This is a genomic window from Donghicola sp. XS_ASV15 (genome assembly GCF_041224595.1).
In the GTDB taxonomy this organism is placed as follows: Bacteria; Pseudomonadota; Alphaproteobacteria; order Rhodobacterales; family Rhodobacteraceae; genus Donghicola.
The window spans coordinates 1-15,054 of sequence record NZ_JBGFGN010000078.1 but is presented as its reverse complement, the minus strand read 5'-3'; the positions used below and the strand labels follow the sequence as shown (position 1 = coordinate 15,054).

General features: G+C 59.0%; 13 protein-coding genes and 2 pseudogenes. 9 read left to right on the top strand and 6 right to left on the bottom strand.

Annotated elements, in window-relative coordinates; genetic code table 11:
* Positions 1–129 precede the first annotated feature (129 nt).
* On the top strand, positions 130–504 hold the full coding sequence (locus AB9K37_RS02035) for a hypothetical protein (RefSeq protein WP_369835312.1): 375 nt from the start codon (positions 130–132) through the stop codon (positions 502–504).
* A gap of 78 nt (positions 505–582) precedes the next feature.
* Positions 583–1,340 (top strand): IS5 family transposase gene (locus AB9K37_RS02030; RefSeq protein ID WP_369835311.1). Its coding sequence is split into 2 segments (ribosomal slippage): positions 583–904 and positions 904–1,340, totalling 759 coding nucleotides; the frame shifts between segments, so codons are not numbered across the junction.
* A gap of 136 nt (positions 1,341–1,476) precedes the next feature.
* Here AB9K37_RS02030 and AB9K37_RS02025 read toward each other — a convergent pair.
* From AB9K37_RS02025 to AB9K37_RS02010, 4 genes and pseudogenes are all read right to left on the bottom strand, one after another.
* Entirely contained in the window at positions 1,477–2,268 is a 792-nt protein-coding gene (locus AB9K37_RS02025) for a TniQ family protein (RefSeq protein WP_008335465.1), read from the bottom strand.
* Complete coding sequence (locus tag AB9K37_RS02020; RefSeq protein ID WP_235872058.1) at positions 2,265–3,188, bottom strand: TniB family NTP-binding protein; 924 nt, start codon at positions 3,186–3,188, stop codon at positions 2,265–2,267. The genes AB9K37_RS02025 and AB9K37_RS02020 overlap by 4 nt, the downstream gene beginning before the upstream one ends.
* Positions 3,148–4,782: a Mu transposase C-terminal domain-containing protein gene (locus tag AB9K37_RS02015; RefSeq protein WP_024099411.1), complete on the bottom strand. Its 1,635-nt coding sequence runs from the start codon at positions 4,780–4,782 to the stop codon at positions 3,148–3,150. Before AB9K37_RS02015 ends, AB9K37_RS02020 begins: the two co-directional genes overlap by 41 nt.
* Positions 4,783–4,924: 142 nt before the next feature.
* A pseudogene (locus AB9K37_RS02010) lies at positions 4,925–5,491 on the bottom strand (DUF1403 family protein); the annotation flags it as partial.
* 126 nt (positions 5,492–5,617) lie between these two features.
* Between AB9K37_RS02010 and AB9K37_RS02005 the strand changes: the two are divergent.
* From AB9K37_RS02005 to AB9K37_RS01995, 3 genes are all read left to right on the top strand, one after another.
* The gene (locus AB9K37_RS02005) at positions 5,618–6,757 is read left to right on the top strand and encodes a tyrosine-type recombinase/integrase (protein WP_369835310.1); all 1,140 of its coding nucleotides are present in this window, start codon (positions 5,618–5,620) and stop codon (positions 6,755–6,757) included.
* 302 nt (positions 6,758–7,059) lie between these two features.
* On the top strand, positions 7,060–8,139 hold the full coding sequence (locus AB9K37_RS02000) for a tyrosine-type recombinase/integrase (protein ID WP_083698016.1): 1,080 nt from the start codon (positions 7,060–7,062) through the stop codon (positions 8,137–8,139).
* Positions 8,140–8,256: 117 nt separating this feature from the next.
* A complete protein-coding gene (locus AB9K37_RS01995) occupies positions 8,257–8,472 on the top strand; it encodes a hypothetical protein (protein WP_076626040.1) in 216 nt (71 codons plus the stop codon).
* A gap of 502 nt (positions 8,473–8,974) precedes the next feature.
* Here the strand turns inward: AB9K37_RS01995 and AB9K37_RS01990 are convergent.
* Positions 8,975–9,172, bottom strand: coding sequence for a hypothetical protein (locus tag AB9K37_RS01990; RefSeq protein WP_369835309.1), 198 nt, complete (start codon positions 9,170–9,172; stop codon positions 8,975–8,977).
* Positions 9,173–9,289: 117 nt separating this feature from the next.
* On the opposite strand from AB9K37_RS01990, the pseudogene AB9K37_RS01985 reads away from it, so the two are divergent.
* The 4 genes and pseudogenes from AB9K37_RS01985 (at position 9,290) to repC (ending at position 13,770) form a co-directional block, all read left to right on the top strand.
* A pseudogene (locus tag AB9K37_RS01985) lies at positions 9,290–9,628 on the top strand (DUF736 family protein).
* A gap of 228 nt (positions 9,629–9,856) precedes the next feature.
* The gene (locus AB9K37_RS01980; protein ID WP_172839586.1) at positions 9,857–11,212 is read left to right on the top strand and encodes a ParA family protein; all 1,356 of its coding nucleotides are present in this window, start codon (positions 9,857–9,859) and stop codon (positions 11,210–11,212) included.
* Positions 11,209–12,252: a ParB N-terminal domain-containing protein gene (locus AB9K37_RS01975; RefSeq protein ID WP_076626038.1), complete on the top strand. Its 1,044-nt coding sequence runs from the start codon at positions 11,209–11,211 to the stop codon at positions 12,250–12,252. The genes AB9K37_RS01980 and AB9K37_RS01975 overlap by 4 nt, the downstream gene beginning before the upstream one ends.
* Positions 12,253–12,486: 234 nt before the next feature.
* Positions 12,487–13,770 carry a plasmid replication protein RepC gene (gene repC, locus AB9K37_RS01970; protein WP_369835308.1) on the top strand — a complete coding sequence of 428 codons (1,284 nt, stop codon included), beginning with the start codon at positions 12,487–12,489 and terminating at the stop codon, positions 13,768–13,770.
* An 8-nt stretch (positions 13,771–13,778) separates the two neighbouring features.
* Here the strand turns inward: repC and AB9K37_RS01965 are convergent, their stop codons facing one another.
* Complete coding sequence (locus AB9K37_RS01965; protein WP_369835334.1) at positions 13,779–14,888, bottom strand: tyrosine-type recombinase/integrase; 1,110 nt, start codon at positions 14,886–14,888, stop codon at positions 13,779–13,781.
* Positions 14,889–15,054: the final 166 nt, after the last annotated feature.

Genomic DNA, 15,054 nt, shown 5'->3' with positions numbered 1-15,054 from the left:
GGGGCCGCTGTTGAATTGGATTGACCGAAAGCCGTTTGGCTGCAGCGAGATTTTGAAGTCCTTGGCCATTCCGATGCGTGATGACGTGGCAGGTCGATTTTGGAGTGCCGAACTCAGACCCTCAACGCTGTGTTTCTGATTGCTGAACATAAGCGGGCAGCCGTGCCGGACGCGGGGCAAGCCCCGCTTCAACAAGAAAATTCCCCTGCGCCAGCGGATTCCTCGCGAAGCAAGTTTCTCGCTGACAACCCCTTGGTGCCAGCTTTGGTCATGTTCATCGAAACACTCAAAGTGAGGATCGAGAAAATGGCTACTCAAACTCTGAAACTGAACGTCAAATCAGGCGAAAAAGACGGCAAGAACTTCTGGGACCGCTGCGGCGTCCTCTTCGTCAACACCGACGACAGCGGCAACATCACATCGATCAACGTCAAACGCAGTATGTTTCCCGATCTCGAAATGGTCGCCTTCCCGCGCCGCGATGAAGATCCGGTCACCGAGTGACCTTAGGGTCTGGACCCATTAATCGGCTTGCGACCACCTTGTCGGCGTGATTCACGCTCCCAAACTGATGGGGGCATGATGAGCAATCTTTTCTGGCTGAGCGACGAGCAGATGGCGCAGCTGCGGCCGTTCTTTCCAAAGTGCCATGGCAAACCGAGGGTCGACGATCGGCGGGTCTTGAGCGGTATAATCTTCATCAATCGTAATGGCTTGCGTTGGTCCGATGCGCCCACGGACTATGGTCCACCGAAGACGCTCTACAACCGATGGAAGCGCTGGAGCGACATGGGAGTTTTCGCCCGGATGATGGAGGGGCTTGCTGCCGAGGGTGCCGACCGGAAGACAGTGATGATCGGCGCCACCTATCTCAAGGCGCACCGCACGGCTTCGAGCCTGCGGTTGAAAAAGGGGGGCGTGGCAGGCTGATTGGGCGAACGAAGGGTGGCATGAACACCAAGTTACATGCCGTCACGGACACGAACGGCCGCCCAATCAGGTTTTTCATGACAGCCGGCCAGGTCAGCGACTACACCGGCGCGGCAGCCCTGCTGAGCAGCCTGCCCGGGGCAGAATGGCTGTTGGCCGATCGGGGTTATGACGCCGACTGGTATCGTGAAGCCTTGCAGGACAAGGGCATCAAGCCCTGCATCCCGGGCCGAAAGTCCCGAGGCAAGCCCGTCAAATACGACAAGCGCCGATACAAGCGACGCAACCGTATCGAGATCATGTTCGGAAAGCTCAAGGACTGGCGCCGCGTTGCGACCCGCTACGACAGGTGCCCGAAAGTCTTTCTGTCCGCCGTCGCTCTCGCCGCAACTGTCATCTTCTGGCTTTGAGAATTAACGAGTCTGGAGCCTAACAAACCAGCGCGGCACCAATCGCTGGTCCTACAGGGGCGCGTCAGCGGCCGTAAGGAAGTGTCGCGTTGCCCTTAAATCTGAGACACGACGCGTTCGGGGATATTTTTTGCCCTTAATTATGAGATTCCACTGCCATCGCGCCTATGCTTTTCGCGCGCTGCCGGGCGATGTAAACAACCGCGGCAAGCAGACGTGGCTCCTTATCGAAGGCGCGCAATAGAGCAACCCTTGCATAGTCGTCGATGCCGGAGCTTGAGATGGCCGCTTTGACCAGTGGACGGGATTGGGCTGCATCAATTGCAGCAAGGCCAAACAGCCTTACTTCCAGCCTGTGGCCCTGAAGAGCGTATAACGGATCTCCGCGGAAGGCCTTTAATGATATGGCAAAGGTGACCGCGCGCATTGCGCGCCGAAATTGCTTGGAGCTGCGTAATCGCGCGGCGTATTCAAGCCGCGCGGCGCCGTTGCGCGCACGATTTATCAGCTTTTCGGGCATCTGTTCGCCACTGGCCTTGCCGAGCGTCGGCACAAGTCTCGTCCCACAAACCTGGCAGTCGAATGCCCAGGCTCGCCTCCAATGCTTGAGCGAAAGGCCCTCTCTGGAACATTGCAGGCAATGCTGGAATGGTATCTGGGCCGTCAGCGAGGCTTCTCGTGTCGTCATTGCTGGGAAGGTCAAAGATCGCACAACATCTGGGTCAATCCGTGCGGCGTTGGCAATCTTCGCCGCCGCAGCCGCGTCGACGTTGAAGTTCAAGGCGGTGCCATGCGCGGTATCGATTCTGAGATGAGCCAGTAGTTCCGCATCATCACAGTAGTTGGCCGCCGCCAGCCTAGACAACCAACCTGACAACAACTCGTCGGGCAGCGGCGCGACAGTCTTGGGCAGCGGGTGCGGCTTCACACCCCGGACTTCTCGAGCCGCCGATGGGGGTTCGCATGGCGCGACCAAACCGGCGTCCATTTTGCGATTGCGTCATCGGTGATGCATTCATCACCTGTGACAATGGCGTCGATGGAAAGATCCTTGATCAGGGCGAAGATGCGCGAGGTCACCCCGCCGGTCAGCGCAAGTATCTGCTTTAGTGACTTGACCTTCAGATTGGATTTCTTCTCGAGGGGCATTGCCGCGATGAGTGTCTGGATCATGTCCGAGAACTCGGCGTCGTCGCGCCAGTTTGGAAGGTGATGTTCGTCCAGCCGCCTGGCAAGCTGGATATCACCACGGATGGCATCGACGGCCTCGCTGACCCCCAGGCAGACCAGCGACACTTCGAGTTCATTGCTGAGATACCGCAGAACATTGAGAAAGCGGCGCTGTTCGCGGTGGGTCCCGGCCAAGAGGTTGTGGACTTCGTCGATCATGATCATCCGCAGGCCAAGGTCGCGCAAGAGCGCGACGACACGGACTTCGAGGGAGGCCACATTTTGAGCGCGCGCGCTCAGTGCCGTGGCCGGTGCCCCGACGGTCGCCAGGATGTGCAGATAGAACCGTCGTTCGTCGGGAGCTGGTGGTGCTTGTAACAGTAACAGCGGCGTTCGCGTAATTCCCGATGCTGGGTCATATTCCGGTGCATATCTGCGCGAAAGATTGCGGGCGATCATCGTCTTTCCGATCCCGGACGCGCCATGCACAAGAAGGCCAGGCATACGGGTTTGCCTTGGCGCTTCGATCATACACTGCAAACGGTCCAGAACTTGTTCGGCCCGCGGAAAGCCAATCCAGATATCCGATTGAATGAGGGTGATCCGACCGTCTTCCTCTGTTTTTCCTGCCCTCAATTCACCATCTCTCCACCTTGAACAATGGGCGCGATGTATCACCCGTATCGATCGCGCGCAGCCCTTCGGTTGTCGAGACGGCCGAGTTGGCGCCCTCCAATGTCCCTTTTCTTTCACGGGATCGGCGTTCGGCCCTCGTCAGGCTCCGGCTTTCAGACTCGATTTGGCGTTGCTGTCGGATCAGCTCAGCCAGGACCAGCTCATTGGACCCGGACTTGCCAAGGGCACGGGCATTCCTCATGGCTTCGCGATATTCCCAGAGCGACACAGGCGGAATTTCCAGGTTTCGGTACCGAGCTTCGACGTATCGGTCATTATCCAGTTCGACCCAGATCACCGAGAGGTCGCGAGGGTCGTAGCGGACGACCACCTTTCCATCCCCGCGCCCGATGTGGCCTGCAAGCGCATCGGACCAGTACCGTATCTGGAACAGATGGATGCCGTCACGCCTGACCTTGCGCAGTTCACTTGGCAGAAAGCTCACCCGAAAGGCTTCAATCTCGAAGGGGATATCGCCCATCATTTGCTCTGAGAGCGCCTCCCATTTGGCAACGGGCGTGCAGCCAAGACTTGAATGAATGCTGTTGTTGTAGCGGCAGATTTCCAGAGCAAACCAGCGATCGAAGTCGCTTAAGGTCATCGTGGCCATGCCCTCGGCGTCATAGTCGCCCTTGGCCACGACCGAGGATTGCGTTGTTCCAGGCAACAGGTGCACGGCCCCCATCATCGTGCCGATCAATCGTTCGATGTGCCCTCCGAAATGAGGACTGCCTGGCGGCCGATAGACCAGATCGATCCCCCATTCCGCACATGCCGACCGAAAGGCATGCGACCGGAAATCGCGCCCGTTATCGACGTGGATGCTATGCGGTTTACCCTGCGCGGGCCAAGGAACATTGCGCACCAATTCCGCCAGAAGTTCCGCCTTGGGGGCCACAGCCTGTGTCAGGCAAAGCGCCACCGACAGACGCGAAGGTGCCTCGAGAGAGGTGTAATATCCGGTCACCATCCGCGTTGCGACGTCGATCGCCAGCGTGACCCAAGGCCGCCCAATTGGTTTGCGTTCAAAACTGTCGACGAGAATGATGTCCGCAGGCGTATGGTCGATTTGCACGACCTCCAGTGGCCGGTTTGCCTTGTTGTCGCCTACGACCGGCGCAAATTTCTGGCGGGCCGCCTTTGCGCCTTCGCGTGCCTTGGCAATTTCACGGGCATCCATTGCATCCAGCCTGCGCTGAACCGTCCGACGTGTCGGCGGTTGCAAGCCCTGCTGCCAGCACGCGCTTCGGATTTCTGTCACGATGCGCGACAGGCTTGGGCGTTCCCGCCGTAAGAAATAACGGCGAAGATGTTCTTCGATCACCGCTTCCACCTTGCCGGATATCAAGGTTGTACCAGTCGGGCGGCCCCGTTTCCGAGAAGCCAGCGCGCTGGTGCGCCCACCCTCTTCGGCCAGACGCTTTATCCAGCGCCAGACAGTCGCCCTGCTGACACCAAGCTCCCAAACGGCGTCATTGATGCCACTTTCCAGACTGCCAGTTCCTTTGAGATATGCCTGAACAAGCGGACGCAGAACGGCCGCCCTGCGCGCCTCCTCAGCACCAGCGGCAACGAAGTCTTCGCGATCATCATCCATCAATATTTGCCACACGAAGCTGCGAACCCTGTCTCAGGTTTAAGGGCAAAAATATCGGATTTAAAGGCAAAATATCATATTTAAGGGCAAAGCAAGGCCGTTGATTTCGTTGGATTTCTCATCTCACAATTAAGGGCTACGCGACACCTGCGGCCAGAAGCGGCACGACATGATCCCAACCAAGCGCCTGAGCGAGGGTCGCGTCAGCAAGGACGAGTGCGGGCGCCTCGGCACGGGGGGCATCGTTTAGTACCGCCTCCAGCACCATTGCCGCGCGACTGACCGCTGCCCCCTGCCCGGCATCGAGCCAACGCGCGATCTGATCACCCTGAAGTTCAGGCAGCGCCCGGACCAGAGCTTGTACGGCCACCGGCCTTTCCGTGGCGCGACGCCACGCCAGACAGGTTTCGCCTGCCGGGCCGGGCAGGTCGCCGGGGCGCAGCAGATGCACCACGTCGCGCAGCTCCCTTGCCCGCTCCGGCCGGCCCGAAAACGCGACACAAGCCTCCGTTGCGCGCAACGACAGCCGATCCCGTAACAAGGCTTGGGGGACCGCCTCTCGCCCCAACACAAGATGCAGGTGGCTCAGTGCTGCGCCCGACAAAAACGCCACATCTTCAAGGGTTTCGGCGCGTGCCGAGGTGACCCAGGGCGGCATCCGGGGTAAGCTATCAGGGTCGCTGTCGAAGGTTGAGTGGGCATATGTCATGCCACAACACTATCTTGCGGCGGCGCTTTTGGCTACCATATAGTGTAGAAACCGCCCCTCTTTGCCGAGCCTTTATATGTCCAATAACCTTGTGTTATCGGACGTAAAAATGATATACTCAAAAACATGGGTAGTCTCACAAATAGCAGCACCAAAATCGAGGGTTCGGGCGGGTCAGAGTTCGAGATTTCGAGCTCAGCGTCCTATGACTCGCTGAACAGTGACGAACACGACGAGAGAACCTCTCGGGACCGAGCCTCAATCGCTCTGCCCGCTCATGTGGCCGGCTCCGGCGCGCTCGACCGGCTGATCGACACCGCGCGCGACTACGCCGAGGCCTCAACAGCTGAGAACACCAATAAGGCCTACTCGGCCGACTGGAAACACTTCACCCGTTGGTGCCGGTTGAAAGGGACGGATCCCCTGCCCCCCTCGCCCGAGATGGTCGGGCTCTATGTGGCGGACCTGGCCGCCGCGACTGGTAAGGCCCCTGCTCTCTCGGTCTCCACCATTGAGCGGCGCCTCTCCGGCCTCGCTTGGAACTACAGGCAGCGCGGGTTCACTCTTGATCGCAAGGACCGCCATGTCGCCACCGTTCTGGCCGGGATTAGGCGCAGACACGCGCGTCCGCCGGTTCAGAAGGAAGCGATCCTGCCCGATGACATCCAGGCCATGGTGGGCACCCTTCCCTATGATCTCCGCGGGCTTCGAGACCGGGCGACCTTACTTCTGGGCTATGCTGGAGGTCTCCGTCGCTCCGAGATCGTGAGCCTTGACGTGCACAAGGATGATACACCGGACTCCGGCGGTTGGATCGAGATTTTCGAAGATGGCGCTCTGCTGACGCTGAACGCCAAGACCGGGTGGCGCGAGGTCGAGGTCGGGCGCGGCTCAAGCGACCAGACCTGTCCTGTCCACGCACTTGAGCAATGGCTGTATTTTGCAAAGATCGACTTCGGGCCGGTCTTCGTGCGAACATCGCGGGATGGCAAACGTGCGCTCGAGGCCCGCCTTTCCGACAAGCACGTCGCACGGCTGATCAAAGCAACTGTTCTGAAGAGCGGCGTCAGATCCGATTTGCCGGAAGCCAAACGGCTGGCAATGTTCTCTGGCCATTCCTTGCGCGCCGGGCTCGCCTCGTCGGCAGAGGTTGATGAGCGTTATGTTCAAAAGCAACTCGGACATGCGTCGGCCGAGATGACCCGGCGCTACCAGCGCAGGCGCGACAGGTTCAGGGTGAACCTGACCAAAGCCGCAGGGCTGTGAAGCTCAGGAATCTTGACGCGTTGGTGAAGCGCTAAGATGAAATTCCAGCGCTTCAGTTTCAGCTTACTGCTTCAATTGAAATCAGGAACTAAACGCGACAATCTTGAATTGGCTCCGGATCGTAGATTCCGCACTCGGACTCTTCGCTACCGGCTTCTAAAATATAGGGATGACGCTGCATAATGAGCAAAATAGGAACATATTGATAACTACTCAAGAGTTTTGCAGAATGCAATGCAAGATACGATAAGATACAATTATCGAATGTTGACAGAAACAGCCATTCTCGTCACTCTCAGTGCATGAAACCACGGCCAAAAACACTCAGCGCGACGAGAGAGAGCCCCCTGCCCTACCCGGTTCCGCGTCTCGACGCAGAAGACCGCGAAGCGCTCAATGACCTCTATGCGCGCGGCACGCCTGAAAACACGCGGCGGGCCTATGAACGGGATCTGATCTATCTCTCGGCCTGGAAGAAAATGCGCTTTGCTGATGAACCGGCGTTGGCATGGCCCGAAAGCGAAGATGTCGCGCTGCGCTTCATCCTCGATCACAGTCGCGATCTGAGCAACGATGCGCGGAAGGCCGGTGAGGTTGCGCGAGCGTTGATCGCCATGGGGCTGCGCAAGAGCCTTAGCTGCCCTGCCCCCTCGACGCTGGACCGGCGCATTGCCTCCTGGCGGGCTTTTCACCGCATGCGCAACTTTGCCTCGCCCTTCGAGGCGCCGCTCGTGCGACAGGCCCGTGCGAAGGCGCGTAAAGCCGCGGCAAGGCCCCCTGCCCCGAAATCGGCTCATCCGATCACGAGAGATTTGTTGTTGCAACTCGCCGAGGCAGCAGGTCCCGGTCTTCGCGGCATTCGTGATCGCGCCATCTTGATGCTCGGCTGGGCTTCGGGTGGTCGCCGCCGGTCGGAGATTGTCAGCCTCGATCGCGGCGACATTGATCTGGAGGCGTTTGATGCTTCGGGTATCGTCTGGATACAGTTGCCCAGCACCAAGACGACCGACGCAGGCAACACGCCGAAACTCGTGCTCAAGGGCCGCGCCGCCCGGGCGCTCGTCGCCTGGATCGACGCGGCCGAGATTGAAGACGGGCCGCTGTTCCGCCGGATCACCCGCACGGGTGCGCTGGGCAAGAAGCGGTTGTCGGATGCTGCGGTCAATCAGATCGTCAAGCGACTTCTGGAAGACTCTGGCCTGGATAGGAGCTTTGCGTCTCCACACGGGCTTCGCTCTGGTTTCCTGACGCAAGCCGCTCTTGCCGGCACCCCCCTGCCCTCCGCAATGCGTCTGTCCCTGCATCGTTCGCCAATACAGGCGCAGAAATACTACGATGATGTCGATGTCGCGGAGAACCCAGCGAGTGAGCTGCTCGATTAAATGGTCAATCGACGACATGTTCTGTCGTTGCCGAGAGCTAGTGAAAGGGAAGCCCTGGTGCTGGGCTTAAAAGGATAGAGAGAGTCTCTTCCGGGTCCGGCCTCAAGGTCCCTTGCCATGGCTAAGACCACAAACCACTCGAAGTCTTCCACTGCGAAGAAGAGCGAAATCACCAGATCGGTCGCGCCTGACGGCGCAGTCGACATCCGGATGATGCCGCTCGACCAGCTAGAGCCAAGCCAGTTGAACGTCATTAAATTGGCCGCGAACGCCAAGGACGAAGCAGAGCTTTTGCCAGCAACCGCGAGACTGGCAACCAGCAGAAACCGGTGATCCATGCGTTTAGAAGACGCATCTTGTTGTCGATGCCGGTGGACGTCGGCTCAAGGCTTTGTAACAGTTCTCAGAGAATTGCGTGCTTCCGGCAGATGTGTGACGGGCAGCTAAGAGACCTGATCGAAATGTTGCATGAACGGCTTAGGTTGGGCACGTTTAAGGACGCCTTCAGAAACGCTCATTCCGTTTTCGGCGAAGCCCCCCGGCCTTACCGCACCTCACGAATCTCACTAGTCAGAACTTCCGAACGCAGCATCCTCGAACGCATAGCGCGGGCACGGACACTCGTCGCAGCAGGCAAGCCGGTGCTTGGCAATTTGGCCACGACCAATTTTCAATGGCGTGGGATCACATGGCTTGGTCCAGCTAATTCGCTATCACTTGCGGGCATCTTTGCAGCACAGCGAGGACGATCCTGATTCGCCGTAGTGGGCCTGTGCCCGGCTGGCGATGGTCACCGACAAATCGCGGCTAGTTCGCTGGATGTGCGCGCACCCTACTAGACCCGTCCGCCGGCAGTTTGGCCGCGATCAAGGTCCCCAAACGGATCCTCGGGTAGCTTCAGGGCCACGCAATCCGTTTCTGGTCCGGCAAGCGGCGACCCGATCTCTTCTTCGGCGAAGGTCTCAGGTGGGCCTCCTCGATCGGCAAAGCTATACCGGAGTTTGCGCTCGCCTTCGGCCTGACCGTTAGCCATCTTTGCCCCCTGCTCCGGCCTGTCGAAGTCGAATTCGCACGGCGACGTACTCGAGATCACCATCGGCCTCCTCACGGGCAGTCAGCTGGAATCCGTCTCAATGAGATGCTCTGGTCCTTGACCACGAACTGCATCAAATTCACCAGCGCCGACATCGAAACCGCCAAGGGCACCGGCCCCTTCTCGACCCTGACCTTCGATCTCGACATTACGGTCGAACCCGTCGGGAGCGCGAACTCGATGGCCCCCACACACCGTGTCCTCGACCGCTTCCCGCGCGGCAAGCTGGTCGAGTGCGGCGGCATCTGGAAGAAGCAGAACAAAGAGACCGGCGCCGACTAATACACGCTGTCCATCCGCGACCACTGCTTCAACGCCAACCTCGTCAAGGCCGCGAACCAGGACGATCTTTCCCTGCAAGCGATCATCCCCTGGGGTCCCAAAGACGCAGCCTAAGCCAAGGGCCAGACCGCTCCGGCGGTCTGGCTGCACCAGGCTCCGAGGTTTTTGCACGCGTGCAAAATCACCTCGGCGGCTCAAGTTGCTGTCCGTATTTTCAATCGGTGTAGCCCATATTGTGCGCCGGAAATCCTGTAGGCGTACAATATCTGTACATTTCCTCAAAAACCGTGCTATTCATAACTCGGAGCGATTCCGTGAGAGAGTCGAAATGAGAGCGGTGCAATGGGCGGCAGTATAGAACAGTTCCTTCAAGAGCTCGAGCGGGGCCTTGGCCGGACCATGGTCTCGGTCAACAAGGAGTTGACGATGCGTGAGCGCATCAAGCGCTCTTGGTCGATGCGCCAATGTGCTCGCTTCCTGAACATTAGCCATCAGCATCTGACGAAGTTCGCTAAGGATAATGAGGATTTTCCTGCCGGCAAGCATGTAGGGCGCGAGCGTGTTTTCACCCTAACGGAGCTGATGCACATCCGGGCTTTGATGGCTGCCTCAGCAAAGCGGCCTGAGCATTTTCTTGCTTGGCGCAAACCCGACGATCCTTTGCCCGTCATTTCGTTTGCAAGTCAGAAAGGTGGCACCGCGAAGTCGCTTAGTGCTGCGCACTTCGCTCAGTACCTGAGTCTGCACTACGGCATGCGAGTCGGCGTCATGGACGCTGACCCCCAGAGCACGATCACGCTCTATTTTGTCGGCGGCGAAGAAATGCCAACTTTGCCAGATGACGAAACTCCAACGATGGTTGACTTCGCGGGGCTGTTTCAGACCGACGAATCCATCCCCTACACTGACTATGATGCGGAGACGCTTGACGGGTTTTTCAAGAAAACCTCTTGGCCGGGCGTGCGGCTAGTACCTGCGCATGGCGAAACCTCAGAAGGTGAAATTCAGATCGCGAGGTTGTTGCGAGCGGGAACCCCGGAAAAGCGGTTCTACAGGTTCCTAAGAGACTCCATAGATCGTTGGAAAGAGGGGCATCCACCGGTCACCCGTCCGAATGAACTGGTGAGCAACGGTAGGGTCGACCAAGCGAAGCTTGAAAGTGCCCTCAACGAGACCTTGGACTGCATCATTATCGATTATCAGCCTGCGCTGACACTGTTCCAGCTGAACAATGTGATGGCGTCTACTTCGTTGATTATCCCGCAGACGATGAAGGGTTTCGACATTGCGACCTTGTCCACCTTTGTGACTGGTCTCCTCACCATGCTGCGCCACATTTTCGCGACGGATCGGATCGATATGGGCGGTGCGGCACATATGCTATTGCCCACGATCGTGCAGAGAACAAATGAGCAAGACCTCACACAGGTCGGCAACCTGCTCGAAAACTGCCCAGATGAGGTGCTGCCGGTATTCTATCTTCGCTCTGATGCTATTTCGAACGCGTCGGACGTTTATCAATCCGTCTACGAGTACGACCCAGATACTCCAGGCAAGCGAAAAGGAATCAACAGGTTCATCGAGAATGCTGACGCAGTGAATGACGCCATCGTCTCACGCCTCTGGCCTGGTCTTGAGCGTGGCTATGCCGAGGATTGGATGCAGAACTTCTACAATTTCGAGGAGGAAGCCGAATGAAGCGAACACTGAGCAGCTCGGTCCTCAAGAAAAAGCCCACGCGCCCAGATGAGGATGTGTCTGCGGCTCCTGGATCTGGTGCAAGCGAACAAGTTCACGAAGACGAAGCGAAACTGGTTGGTGGGGTTAAGCCAAGACTGGGCGGCTCTGGCAGTGCTTGGAAGGCCGGAGCGCTTTCAGACGCCAGCCAGATGCTTCACGTTGAGCGCGCGCAGGTCGTGGAGCGCATTCTCGCGGGTCGACATGAGTTGCAGATTGATCCGTCTCAGATCGTGGACGTGATTGGATCGGACCGGCGTGAAGATTGGCGCGACCAAGAGGCATTCGAGAAGCTCAAAGAGAGTATCGAGAAGAATGGTCAAGATACGCCCATTCATGTTCGGCCAGCGGATCCTGATTGGCGACCGGATGAACGTGAGCCCGAGAACGTAGAAGGCGTGACGTTCCAGCTGATCGTGGGTCGGCGACGCCATGCGATCCTTGAAGCTTTGGGATTGCCTGTCCGCGCCATTCTGGTTCCACAATCCCTTCGGGGTTCCCGTGAAGAGCAGTTCGAGATGCTATTCATGCGCTTCCGGGAGAATGAGGAACGTGAAAACCTCAGCGCTTTCGAGCGCCTGGTTTCGATAGGCGAGATGTTTGAGCGGCTACAAGATGCCAAACCGGACGAGAAGATAACTGCAACCGAGTTCGCCAACCGTGTGGGTGTCCATAACAGCGCGGTATCACGTGGTCGCGCTGTCTATACCGCTAGAGCTGAGATTTTGCACGCGTGCAAAGATGTCTACGATCTCAGCCACCGTGACCTCGAAAAGGTTCTTGGTAACCTGACTGAGAAGCAGTCCAAGCCTGCAAAAAAGAAATCGCAGAGCCCAAAGAAACTCACGGTACAGCGAAAGATCGGTTCGCGGAAATTGAGTGTTACAGGGCAGGGCGGGAAGCTCTCGGTCGCTGCCACGGGGCTAACATTGGATGAGGACATTCTCAGAGGTTTGAGTGATGTCATCGCTGAGTATTTGGAGAAGCACGGATCGAAGTAAGAGGCAGGAGCCGCGGAGACGGTGGTCTTCGATCCAAACGAGGTAAGAAACAGGAGCGGATATGCTTTGAGATAACGGCAAAAGAAAAGCCCCCAAGCTGAGGGCCTGAGAGCTTATCAAGATTAGTTTGGTCGCTATCACGATAGTTCTCCGGCGAATCACTGTCAACAGCAACGCTCCTGAGCGAACGGGATTCTTTTGCCCTCCATCAAGCAGAGGAGGCGAGAACTATCCATGAAACATACAGGTTGGCGCAAGCCGACACCGGGACTTGGCGTAGCGGAGCAGCTCGCCCAAGCCGGTGAACGGGTAGCTGTACCCAAATCAACAGCATTCGTGGCAATCAAGCGAGTCGGAGCGCACATCGGCCTCAAAGCCGGCGACCTCCTGCTCCTCGACACACTCGGGGCGTTTACCCAGACCCAGGATTGGGAGGAGGGCAGGCGGCCGATCGTCTGGGCGTCGAACGCCTATCTGATGGAGCAGACGGGCTTCTCGCTGTCTGCCCTTAAGCGTCATGCTCGGCGCCTGGTCGAGGCAGGGGTGATCTCCTTCAAGGATAGCCCGAATGGCAAACGGTGGGGCCGGAGAGATGAGGAGGGCGTCATCATCGAGGCCTATGGCTTCGATCTGTCGCCGCTCTCGGCCCGTGCAGAGGAGTTCGAGCAGCTGCATATCGAGATCCAGGCCGAACGTGCCCTCTGCCAGCGCCTGAAGCGCCAGATCACCGTCTCACGGCGCATGATCCGGGCGCGGATCGAGGCGGCCCTGAGCGGCGCTCTGAAGGGCCCCTGGACGCAGCTCACGACCCTGTTCGAAGATCTCCTGGCGCGGCTTCCACGCCGCCACACGGCGTCAGAGACGCTTGAGAGGCTCATGGACTGGTTTCGGGAGCTGCAGGAGCGGGTTGAGGCAGCCTACCTCAAGGCGGTCCGAGCGGATGAGGTTGTGGAAAACATGGCGGAGCCCATCGAAGAAGTGTCCGAGAAGACTCAAGAAATGAACCCCAGGGTGGTCATTTCCGGACCTCATATACTAACTACAACCAAACTTAATCCTGTAACCAGTAATTCCTCTGAAAAAGAGGAAGAGGCCGGCATCGCGCCAAATGCCCCACCGGAAGAGCGCGTGGACAGGGAGCTGGAAGATTGGGTTGCCGAGGTGCGCAAGAAACGTGGAGCAGCGCTCGATCTGCCGACGGTGATGCAGGCCTGTCCGGAATTCGCGTCCTGGGCGCGCAATGTGGGCGGATACCTGAAGGATTGGGGCGATCTGCACCGGGTGGCGGGGCAGTTGAGGCCGATGATCGGCGTCTCCCAGCACGCCTGGAACCTGGCGCAGGATCGTCTCGGGCCTCAGATCGCCACCGCGGCACTGGTCCTGACCTTCGACAAGCATGCCAAGGGCGAAGTGGCATCGCCGGGCGGCTATCTCCGCGGCATGATCGAGAAGGCCGGGGCAGGGGAGCTGCATCTCGAGCGCAGCTTCTATGGCCGGTTGAGCGGGCAGGCGGCGTGATGGAGAACCTAGAGCCCCGCGGCTTTGGTCATGTTGACCCGGAACCTGTCGCGCCGACGCTGATAACGGCGGGTCATCTCGGCCGAGGCGTGCCCGAGCTGCTTCTGAATGTAGCGCTCATCGACCTCGGCCGAACTGGCGAGCCCAGCCCGAAGCGAGTGCCCCGAAAACAGAGCCAGCCGATCCTTCTCCGGCAGGTCCGCGCGAATACCCGCATCCAGCACGGTCTGCTTGATGAGCCGCGCGACATGCTTGTCGGAGAGGCGGGATTCCAGGGCCTTCTTGCCGTCCCGCGAGGTGCGCACGAAGACCGCACCGAAATCGATGCGTGCGAAGTGCAGCCACTGCTCCAGCGCGTGAACGGGGCAGGTCTGTTCCGACGAGCCGCGGCCGACCTCGACCTCGCGCCAGCCGGTCTTGGCATTGAGCGTCAGGACGGCGCCATCCTTGAGGATCTCGATCCAGCCGCCCGAAACCGGGGTATCGTCCTTGCCGTGATCGAGGCTGACAATCTCGGAGCGCCGGAGCCCGCCGGCGAAGCCGATCAACAGGATGGCACGATCCCGGAGCCCGCGCAGGTCGTGGGGCAGGGTGGCCACCATGGCGAGGATGTCGTCCGGAAGAATGGCCTCTTTCTGGACCGGTGGCCGCGCATGCTGCCGTTTGATACCGGCCAGAACCGTGGCAATGTGCCGGTCTTTGCGGTCAAGGGCAAACCCGCGCTGTACGTAGTTCCAGGCGAGACCCGAGAGCCGCCGCTCGATCGTCGAGACAGACAGGCCAGGGGAGGACCCCGACCCGGCAGCCAGATCGGCGAGGTAGAGCCCGATCATTTCATTGGACGGGGGCAGGGGCTCGGTCCCCTTGAGCCTGCACCAGCGGGCAAAATGTTTCCAGTCGGCCACGTAGGCCTTGTTCGTGTTCTCGGCCGTCGATGCCTTAGCGTAGTCGCGGGCCGTGTCGACCAGGCGATCGAGCGTGCCGGAGCCTGCGACATGGGCGGGCAGGGCGACGGGCGCCCTGTCGGATGTGGCTCTCTCGTCTCGCTCGTTGCCGGTCGACGTGTCGTCGGGCGCTGAGCTCGAAATCTCGGTCTCAGGGACGTCTGAGCCATCGATTTTGGTGCCGTTATTTGTGAGACTAGGGGTCGAGTGCGGCTGAGTGCGGAATCCCCCTTTAAGCGGCTTGGTTGGTGCTTATCCTCCATCGATATTCGCCAGTGAGCACGATATGTGCCCACCCCAAAGGTGAGATGTGGGCGAGGAGGTTTGGCGGACAGTCGAG

Bases quoted from the DNA above. Each gene is read 5' to 3' on its own strand.
- AB9K37_RS02015 (WP_024099411.1), bottom strand. From the start codon at position 4,782: ATGGATGATGATCGCGAAGACTTCGTTGCCGCTGGTGCTGAGGAGGCG.
- AB9K37_RS02005 (WP_369835310.1), top strand. From the start codon at position 5,618: ATGGGTAGTCTCACAAATAGCAGCACCAAAATCGAGGGTTCGGGCGGG.
- AB9K37_RS02000 (WP_083698016.1), top strand. From the start codon at position 7,060: ATGAAACCACGGCCAAAAACACTCAGCGCGACGAGAGAGAGCCCCCTG.
- AB9K37_RS01995 (WP_076626040.1), top strand. From the start codon at position 8,257: ATGGCTAAGACCACAAACCACTCGAAGTCTTCCACTGCGAAGAAGAGC.
- AB9K37_RS01990 (WP_369835309.1), bottom strand. From the start codon at position 9,172: ATGGCTAACGGTCAGGCCGAAGGCGAGCGCAAACTCCGGTATAGCTTT.
- AB9K37_RS01980 (WP_172839586.1), top strand. From the start codon at position 9,857: ATGGGCGGCAGTATAGAACAGTTCCTTCAAGAGCTCGAGCGGGGCCTT.
- AB9K37_RS01975 (WP_076626038.1), top strand. From the start codon at position 11,209: ATGAAGCGAACACTGAGCAGCTCGGTCCTCAAGAAAAAGCCCACGCGC.
- repC (WP_369835308.1), top strand. From the start codon at position 12,487: ATGAAACATACAGGTTGGCGCAAGCCGACACCGGGACTTGGCGTAGCG.